Below are 8,519 nucleotides of genomic sequence, written 5' to 3'. Positions count from 1 at the left end.
CCGTAACGGTCGCTCGCAACGGTCCCCATAAGACCCCATTGACTACCATCAACCTTGATCAAAAGGTACCGGGGGGACCGTGGAGGTCGATCTTGGCGAGGAGTTCCTTGCCGCCGAGCTGGGCGAACAAAGGGGAGACTCTTCCGTCGCGGCCTCGGTGATGCCCCCCAGGGAATATGCCGCGGATCGGATTGCGCCAAGGAGCGGTGCCGTCGACGGAACACCGATCCCAAGAGCGTCGGTCCAAAGAACGTCGATCCCAGGACCTCGGAGCGAGTCGCTGCCGAGCCCGCCGTCGGACCGACTGGTGTACGCCTACCTCGGCCGACAGCGTCGCTGGGTACTACTGTGCATGACCGCGTCATTCACCCTTGCCTCGTTCAGCCTGTTCAAGTTCACGCTGCTGGCGTCGGCGTTGTGGGTGTTTCTCCTGCTACTCGGGCTCAACGCGGTTTGTTCGGCCTTCACGATTGTGGCCACCCAGCACCGGCGGCGCGTAACCAGACAGAGCCATGAGAGCCTGGTCCGCGACTGGCGGTCGATCTACTACCCCAGCGTCGACATCTTTCTTCCCAGTGCGGGCGAACCCCTCCCGGTGTTGCTCAACACCTATTCACACATCGCCCGGGTCAGGTGGCCGGGGCAGCTACGAACGTACGTCCTCGACGACAGCGGCCGCCCGGAGATCGCCGCCGCGGCCGCCGCCCACGGCTTCAGCTACCTGAGCCGGCCGGACCGCGGCCGGATGAAGAAGGCCGGTAACATCCAGTTCGGGCTCGAGCACTCGCCCGGCGACTACATCGCCATCTTCGACGCCGACTTCTGCCCGCGGCCGGACTACCTCTTTCACCTGGCACCGTACCTCGACGACCCGGACGTCGGTATCGTGCAGAGCCCGCAGCACTTCGACACGAAACGGTCGATGGGCTGGCTGCAGCGGACCGCCGGCGCCACCCAGGAGCTCTTCTACCGCTGGGTGCAGCCGTCCCGCGACGCCGTCGGCGTCCCGATCTGCGTCGGAACCAATGCGATCTACCGGCGCGGCAGCCTGCGGAAGGCGGGCGGCTTCGCCCAGATAGAACACAGCGAGGACGTCTTCACCGGTGTCAAGCTGCTGGCGGCGGGCTACACCACCCGCTATGTACCGGTGGTGCTGGCGACCGGCCTGTGCCCGGCTGACCTGGCCGGTTTCATCAACCAACAGTACCGCTGGTGCAGCGGTTCCATGGCCCTGCTGCGGACCCGTCAGCTACGCCACATCAAGCTCGACTGGAAACAGCGGGCCTGCTTCTGGAGCGGGTTCCTCTACTATATTTCCACTGCGATCAACGTCTTTACCATTAACATGCCTGGCCTGTTGATGGTGTACGTCTACCCGGAGCTGGTGCGGCCCTATAACTTTCTGCCGTTCCTGGCCGCAGCCTGGGTGTTGCTGGTCCTGCTCCCGGCTACCAGCCGCGGTCGATGGCGTTTCGAAGTGCTGCGGGTACAACTTGTGTACAGCTTCTGCCACGCTGTCGCGATCCTGCACATGGTGCGTGGTCGCACGGCATCCTGGGTGGCGACCGGCTCCGTGCGCAAAGGGGGGAACCCGCTGGTCCGCAGCGTGGCTCGGACCGCCTTCTACTGGCTGCTGTTGACGACGTGCGCGACATGGATCGGCATCGCTCTCGACGTCTGGCGGTTCGGCTGGGAAAACTTTTGGCTCATGATTCTGTTCCAGCTCGGCCACAGCTATCTGAGCATCCCGCTCCTGTTCGAGCTTAGCCGCCTGCTCGTGGGGCGCGGCGACCGGCCGGCACGCAGCAGGCACCGCGCCAGGCAGTCTCAGCCCGACTCCGTGGTCCGGGCATGGACCGGCGGTCCGCAGGCCTACAGCGCGCCGGCCCACAACGCGCCGGCCAACAGCGCACCGGTCTCGCCCTCGCACGGCGCTCCACCCGCCAGCGCGGCCCTGCGCCAGGGGTGAAGCGACGTGGAACGTCACGACGACGACCTGGACTTCCCGGCCTCCGAGCACCTGCGCTGGCCCGACGGGCTGGCGATCACCGTCGGCCTGGCGGTCATCGCGTTGCTGGCCACCGGCTGGGTCGACCCGACCGTGCTATGGCACTGATCAGGCCAGACGGGCCATGAGAGCGGTCGGCATGAGGACCATGAGGACGACGGACGGCGCGGTCACGGACGGCACGGTCACCGTGCCGCTGCGGCGACCCCACCCGGGTCTGGTGCGGATCGAGGAACGGCTCGGTTTCCGCCCCGACATCGAAGGGCTACGCGCCCTGGCTGTGCTGCCCGTGCTGTGTTACCACGGTCAGGTCCCCCACGCCGCTGGCGGCTTCATCGGGGTCGACGTGTTCTTCGTTGTCTCGGGGTTCCTCATCACCAGCCTGCTCGTGCGGGAGGCCGAGGTCACCGGTCGGATAAGCCTGGCGGGGTTCTACGCGCGCCGGGCCAGGCGCATCCTGCCGGCGGCCTGCGTCGTCCTGGTGTTCGTCACCGTGGCGAGCTGGCTGACGATGCCGCCGCTGCGCCAGGCGGAGACGGTGCACGACGTCGCGGCGGCCTCGGTCTACCTGGTCAACTGGCGGTTCATCTCGAACCAGACCGACTACCTCGCCAGCGGTCGGGACCCCAGTCCGGTGCTGCACTTCTGGTCGCTCAGCGTGGAGGAGCAGTTCTACCTCGTCTGGCCGCTGCTCCTGCTGCTCGTCGTGCTGTTCGCCCGGCGCGCCACGATGTCGCTGGCCGCCGTCGCGGTCCCGGTCACGCTCGGGCTCGTCGCCCTGTCGTTGGCGCTGTCGCTGCACTGGACCCTGGTGGAGACGCCGGTCGCCTACCTGGGCTCGCCGGCCCGGGCGTGGCAGTTCGGCGTCGGTGCGCTGCTCGCCTTCGCCGCGCCGGCGCTCGCCAGACTCGACCGCGGCCGCACCGTCACCGGGGTGAGGATCGTGCTCGGCTGGGCGGGGTGCGTGGCGGTGGTGGCCGCCGTCGTCAGTTACGACAGCGTGACGGTCTACCCGGGCACGGCGGCCTTGTTGCCCACCTTCGGCGCGGCAGCGGTCATCGCGGCGGGTACCGGCGTCCACCCGGGACACCGCAGCCTCCGGGCGGGTGCGGGCCGGTTGTTGGGGACCAGGGTGCTGACCGTCATCGGAAGCCGGTCGTACAGCCTGTACCTGTGGCACTGGGCCGTGCTCGTCCTGGTCGAGGCGCGGGTGGGAGACCTGAGCTGGCAGGCGCGCACGGCAGCGGTCGCGGCCTGCGCCGTGCCGGCCGAGCTGTCGGTGCGGCTGGTCGAGCGTCCGGTGCGGCTCTCGGCGGTCGCGGCGTCGGGCTGGCGTCGTGGCCTCGCCATCGCCGTCACCGCGACGTTGCTGCCGGCCGCCACCGGCATGCTGGTCGGCACCGATGCGCTGCAGCGGATGCGGGGCGGTGGCCGGGACGCGGTGGCGGTGCTGCCGCACCTGCCCGCGGCCACGGTGGTGCGTGACCCGTTCGACCAACCCGGCGGCCTGTTGAGCGGCCCGGTGACGCCCGCGCCTTGGTCCGCGTACGACGACCTGCCGCGGCTTCCGGACGGCTGCATGGTAAGTCCCCGCCAGACCACGAGCCCGCCCTGCCAGCTGAACACCGACGGCGCCACCGGCCGGGTGGTCCTGTTGGGGGACTCGCACGCCGCCCAGTGGTTCGGGGCGGTCTACCACATGGCCCGCGGCAGCGACTGGTCGGTGGAGGTGCTGACCAAGGTCGGCTGCCCGTTACCCGCTATCTCGGTCCGCAGCGAGCAGCTCGGCCGGGAGTTCACCGAGTGCGACACCTGGCGAGAGAACACGTTTCGCCGGCTCGCCGCGGAACCAAAGCCGGACGTGATCTTCCTGAGTACGTACAACCGGTACACCGGCGACGAAGAAAAGGTTGTGGCGGGATGGCGGAACACGATCGCACGGCTCGCGTCCCTGGGTGCTCCGCTGGTCTACATCGTCGACACCCCGAATCCACCGGAAGACATTCCAGCGTGTATTTCCGGCGCAATCGACAACTGGCGGTCGTGCTCGTTCCCGCGGGATTCCGGACTGCCCCGCGACCCGCTGCTGCAGGCGGTCGTCGAGGGCCGCGAACCAGCGGTCAGCGCGGTCGACCTGAACGTCATCCTGTGCCCGGGGACCGGACCCTGCCCGGCCGTACGGGGCAGCGTGCTGCTGTACCGCGACGACTCCCACATCACGAACACGGCAGCGGTCATGCTCGGGCCGGCGCTCGAACACGCGCTGGTCACCAAGGTACAGCTACCGTCGCGGGGACCTCTGCTCCAGTCAAGCCAGACCGCGGGCACATCGCGTTCCTGACTTCGGTCCCGGTGGAATCCGGGCGTCGGGTAGCCTCGCCAACGAGGTGCGCCAAGGCCGTATTTCAGGACGCCTGTACACTTTTCAGTCATTGTTTGGATTTCGGTCATTGTTCGGCGGACGTACCAGCCAGACGGCCGAGGTACCTGGTGGGGAGGCGCTGATGCGACGGCGGTCTGCCGTCTGCCTGATGGTGGCGGCGAGCGTACTGGTTTTCGCCTGCAGCTCCCCCGGCGACGGCCCGTCGCGGGAACCTGTGCCCCCGAGCGGCGCCACCGGCGGCGCCGCTCGCGGCGCCGAGCCGTCGCGGGCGACCGTCGAAACCGTGTTCAGGACCCGTCCGCAGTTCGGCGTCACGGTGCCCGGCATCAGCCAGGCGTCGCTGGGCGAGGTTGCGCGCACGACGGGCTGCCTGCCGGCGATGGCCCAGTTCTTCGTCTCCGTGGCCCACGGCCTGGACCCAACGGTGCTCGGCGCGGTGCCGGTGACACCGATCGTGACGGTCGAGCCGTGGAACCCGGACAAGGGGGTCAACCAGAGCGACTTCACGCTCGACAAGACCATCGAGGGCCGGTGGGATGACCACTACCGGGCCATCGCGATGGTAGTGAAGAAGTACGGACGCCCCGTCCTGATCCGGTTCGCCCACGAGATGAACGGCTACTGGTACCCGTGGGCGTCGGTTGGCTCGAACACACCGGCGCTGTTCGTGGCGGCATGGCAGCACGTGGTCGGCCTCTTCCGAGACGCCGGCGTCTCGAATGCGCTGTGGGTGTGGTCGCCGAACGTGCTCCGCGGGACGTCGGGAACGCCGCTGGCCGAGTACTACCCCGGCGACAAGTGGGTCGACCTGATGGGTCTGACAGGGTACGGCGTGCAGGAGAGCTCCGCCGCGCAGACGTACGACCCGTCCATGGCCCAACTGGCCGCGCTATCGGCCAAGCCGGTCCTGCTGACCGAGGTGGGCGCCCAGCGGGACCAGTACAAGACCAGCTGGATCGCCTCGTTCGGCAGCTGGCTGCAGAGCCACCCCCAGGTGCTGGGGTTCGTCTGGACGGCGATGAACATCAAGGACGGCGTGAAGGGTGACTGGCGGTACGACGACTCGGAGGCCGACCTCGCCGCCTTCCGGGCGAGCCTGCTCGCCGGGAGAGTCGCCTGCTGACCACCGCGAGGAGCGTTCCGGAGTCGGCTGGCCAGCCGGGTCCAGCGGTCCGTGAGGTGAGCCCCGTTTCCCGGACACCTGGTTGTGGAGGGCCGGCTCAAGGACGTGATCAATCGCGCTGGAGACAAGGTCTCCGCGGAGGAGGTCGAAGACCACCTGCGCGCCCACCCTGGTGTCGCGGGCGTCGCCATCGTGCCCGTCGCCGACGCCGCGCTGGGGGAACGCTCCTGCGCCTGCATCATCGCATCCGGTCAACCGCCGCGGCTGAGCGAGCTCACGGCCTTCCTGCGCGACCGGGAACTCGCCGCGTACAAGCTGCCCGACCAGCTCCAGGTCGTCGACGTGTTCCCGCTGACCCCGGCCGAGAAGATCAACAAACGTGCTCTCGCCACGCTGATTCCCGATGCGACAACCGTTGCCAGTACCGATAGCGATTGTTGAGATACACACAGGCACGACCCATGAATAAATGCTAATGTGTGCATGTGGCTGATGCGATCTCGCCGGACGCCCTGGAGGCGGCCAGCGGGCTGCTGCGCGCGTTGGCCGCCCCGGTGCGGCTCGCCATGATCGCCGAGCTGGCGGACGGTCCGCGCTGCGTCCACGAGATCGTCGCCGCGGTCGGGGTCAGTCAGCCGCTGGTCTCCCAGCACCTTCGGGTCCTGCGGGGAGCGGGCCTGGTGGCATCGGCGCGCCGAGGACGCGAGATTGCCTACCGGCTGACCGACGACCACGTCGCGCACATCGTGCGCGACGCCCTCACCCACGTACAGGAGGAAACCCCATGACCACGACCACCCACCTGCCCCACCACACCGCCGAGGAGCACGCCCACGCCGAGGGCTGCGGGCACGTGGCGGTCCCGCACGCCGACCACGTCGACTACGTCCACGACGGGCATCTGCACCGCATGCACGAGGACCACGCCGACGACTGCGACCCCGCCGGCCACAGCGAGCACGCCGAGCATGCGCACCACCATGCGGCGGGATGTGGGCACGTCGCCGTTCCGCACCACGACCACGTCGACTACGTCCACGACGGCCACCGACACGCCGCCCACGACGGTCACTGGGACGAACACTGAGGTCACTGAGACAAACACTGAGCAGATCCCGGTCCCTCGACGCCTCTGGCAGGGTGGCGCTCATGACGACAGTCAGGCGCTGCGCCCGGCGGAGGGACCGGGCTACTCCGGGTAGTCGGCTGGGACGGCGGCTGACGCCGCCCCAAGCCTTCTAGATCATTAACAGCATATGATCAACCTCGGCGAAAGACGGAGGCCGAAGCCTCCGTCACGAGGCCATCCCCCTCGGTAGCCCCTACCTGCTGCTACTCCGCGACGCCCCGGACCGGCGACCTTCCGCACGCCCCTTGACCGTCACCAACGTTGTTAGCTAGCGTCGGCTAACGGCGTTAGCAACCACTGGCGATGGCCCGGGACCGAAAGATATCGATCATGTCGGACAGCTCGACCGACCGAGCGGCGAGGGCACAACGCCCCCGCCTGTCGCGGTCGGCCCGACCCTCGTGGCGGTCCCGCCCCCACCTCGCCCCCACAACATACGGGTACTCAAGATCATCATTGCCGGCCAACCGTTCCAGCACCCGACCAGACCCACCGGCGACAACCAGGTCGAAAGACCGAAGGAGCGGATATGACATCGAATCTATTCTACCGCGGGCCCGGCATCGCCGAGCTTCACGAAGAATACGCCAAGAAGCGCGTGCTCGACGAAAAGGCGCCGGTGAAGGCCACGGCGGAGATCTCCGTGGCCGCGCCGACCGAGAAGGTATGGCGGCTGATCAGCGAGATAGACCGGTGGCCGGCGTGGAGCCCCGCCGTCCGGGACGTGCAGGTTCACGGCGGGGTGGCCGTCGATACGTCCTTCATCTGGGTCAACGGGAAGTCACGGGTCCGCTCGACCCTGGCGGTCGTCGATCCACTCCACGAGATCACCTGGAGTGGGGTCTCCGCCGGCATCAAGGCTGTTCACCGCAACGTTCTCGAACGGACACCGGACGGTACGGTGCGGGCCACGATCATGGAATCGATGTCTATGCCCTTCCTCGGCCTCATCTTCAGCAGCACGAAACTCCGCAGCGGGCTGAATGACTGGCTCACGGCGCTTAGGAAGGCCGCCGAAAAGGCGTGACCTTCACCGCGCCTGGGTTCGGCTGTCGATGCGGTGACCACCGGCCGTCGCGGCGATCGCTGTGACCGCGAACACCACTGCCCAGACGCGATGCCCAGCCAGCGCCGTGGCGATCGCGGTCAGACAGAACAGGAGGATCTTCACCATCAGCAGCGCCGGCCCGCGAAGCCGACGTCGTGACGCGGGGGCGAGCCACACCCCCCAGCCGACGGCCGCCATCAGCGGCAGCAGGACCGCCAAGGCAACACCGACGACGGCTGACGAGGCGAGATCGAGTCCGGCACCCGCCAAAGTGCCCAGCATCGCGAGTTCGGACAAGAAAGCGAAAAACATGATCGACCCGCCCACCACGCCGCTGCGCGGGGTACCGCCATCTGCGCCAGACGAACCCATGAGAGGGAACATAGCGGGCCTTCCCGGGGAGTGAATTGCGATTCTGGGAACTACTGCCGCATCAGGCACCGTTTGCCCGCTTGACAACCTGACGTAGACGTCGGCCGTCGGCGTGCTTACTCCGCCAGATGAGGTGGCAGCGAATCATGCTGGCCTGGACGCGGTGGTCGCGGTGTTACTCGCCGCCGCCCACTCCCCGACCCGGGCGGCCTTCACCAACAGCCTACCCTGCATCAAACGACCAGCCCGGCAAACACGGGACCCGGCCGGCGCGTCCCCCGTAACAGGAAAAACCTGGGCCGATGCGGCGCTACCTGCCTCAGACGGCCGGCAACCTTCTGCGATCTCCACCACTCTAAGGGGACGTAATGAAGTAACAAATACGTGATCGAGAGCATCATCGCAGGTCACAGGCCTGTGGAGGGTTCGAAACGCGCAAGTTATTTCATTTCGACT

At 67.8% G+C, this 8,519-nt stretch carries 9 protein-coding genes; 8 read left to right on the top strand and 1 reads right to left on the bottom strand.

Features of this window, described 5'->3' with window-relative positions:
• Window positions 1–352: 352 nt before the first annotated feature.
• The 8 genes from AC08OQ_RS12075 (at window position 353) to AC08OQ_RS12040 (ending at window position 7,670) form a co-directional block, all read left to right on the top strand.
• Entirely contained in the window at window positions 353–1,969 is a 1,617-nt protein-coding gene (locus AC08OQ_RS12075; protein WP_476601197.1) for a glycosyltransferase family 2 protein, read from the top strand.
• Between the two features lie 6 nt (window positions 1,970–1,975).
• Complete coding sequence (locus AC08OQ_RS12070; protein WP_023842071.1) at window positions 1,976–2,116, top strand: hypothetical protein; 141 nt, start codon at window positions 1,976–1,978, stop codon at window positions 2,114–2,116.
• Window positions 2,117–2,156: 40 nt separating this feature from the next.
• Entirely contained in the window at window positions 2,157–4,349 is a 2,193-nt protein-coding gene (locus AC08OQ_RS12065; protein ID WP_476601199.1) for an acyltransferase family protein, read from the top strand.
• Between the two features lie 163 nt (window positions 4,350–4,512).
• Window positions 4,513–5,514 carry a glycoside hydrolase family 26 protein gene (locus AC08OQ_RS12060; protein ID WP_476601201.1) on the top strand — a complete coding sequence of 334 codons (1,002 nt, stop codon included), beginning with the start codon at window positions 4,513–4,515 and terminating at the stop codon, window positions 5,512–5,514.
• Window positions 5,515–5,598: 84 nt separating this feature from the next.
• Window positions 5,599–5,955: an AMP-binding enzyme gene (locus AC08OQ_RS12055; protein WP_476601203.1), complete on the top strand. Its 357-nt coding sequence runs from the start codon at window positions 5,599–5,601 to the stop codon at window positions 5,953–5,955.
• A gap of 38 nt (window positions 5,956–5,993) precedes the next feature.
• Window positions 5,994–6,302: an ArsR/SmtB family transcription factor gene (locus tag AC08OQ_RS12050; RefSeq protein ID WP_476612047.1), complete on the top strand. Its 309-nt coding sequence runs from the start codon at window positions 5,994–5,996 to the stop codon at window positions 6,300–6,302.
• On the top strand, window positions 6,299–6,601 hold the full coding sequence (locus tag AC08OQ_RS12045; protein ID WP_476601205.1) for a hypothetical protein: 303 nt from the start codon (window positions 6,299–6,301) through the stop codon (window positions 6,599–6,601). Before AC08OQ_RS12050 ends, AC08OQ_RS12045 begins: the two co-directional genes overlap by 4 nt.
• Before the next feature lie 571 nt (window positions 6,602–7,172).
• Window positions 7,173–7,670, top strand: coding sequence for an SRPBCC family protein (locus AC08OQ_RS12040; RefSeq protein ID WP_476601207.1), 498 nt, complete (start codon window positions 7,173–7,175; stop codon window positions 7,668–7,670).
• Between the two features lie 3 nt (window positions 7,671–7,673).
• Here AC08OQ_RS12040 and AC08OQ_RS12035 read toward each other — a convergent pair whose 3' ends face one another.
• Window positions 7,674–8,003 (bottom strand): YrdB family protein, encoded by a 330-nt coding sequence (locus AC08OQ_RS12035; RefSeq protein ID WP_476601209.1) that lies wholly within the window; start codon window positions 8,001–8,003, stop codon window positions 7,674–7,676.
• Window positions 8,004–8,519 lie beyond the last annotated feature (516 nt).

It is taken from the genome of Frankia sp. CcCS3 (genome assembly GCF_977927575.1).
Note: the sequence above shows the minus strand (reverse complement) of the source record. Positions and strands in the feature narration are given on the sequence as shown.

What these genes read in the sequence shown, in the direction of transcription:
- AC08OQ_RS12035 (WP_476601209.1), bottom strand. Translation starts at nt 8,003, where the DNA reads ATGTTTTTCGCTTTCTTGTCCGAACTCGCGATGCTGGGCACTTTGGCG.
- AC08OQ_RS12040 (WP_476601207.1), top strand. Translation starts at nt 7,173, where the DNA reads ATGACATCGAATCTATTCTACCGCGGGCCCGGCATCGCCGAGCTTCAC.
- AC08OQ_RS12065 (WP_476601199.1), top strand. Translation starts at nt 2,157, where the DNA reads ATGAGGACGACGGACGGCGCGGTCACGGACGGCACGGTCACCGTGCCG.
- AC08OQ_RS12060 (WP_476601201.1), top strand. Translation starts at nt 4,513, where the DNA reads ATGCGACGGCGGTCTGCCGTCTGCCTGATGGTGGCGGCGAGCGTACTG.
- AC08OQ_RS12045 (WP_476601205.1), top strand. Translation starts at nt 6,299, where the DNA reads ATGACCACGACCACCCACCTGCCCCACCACACCGCCGAGGAGCACGCC.
- AC08OQ_RS12075 (WP_476601197.1), top strand. Translation starts at nt 353, where the DNA reads ATGACCGCGTCATTCACCCTTGCCTCGTTCAGCCTGTTCAAGTTCACG.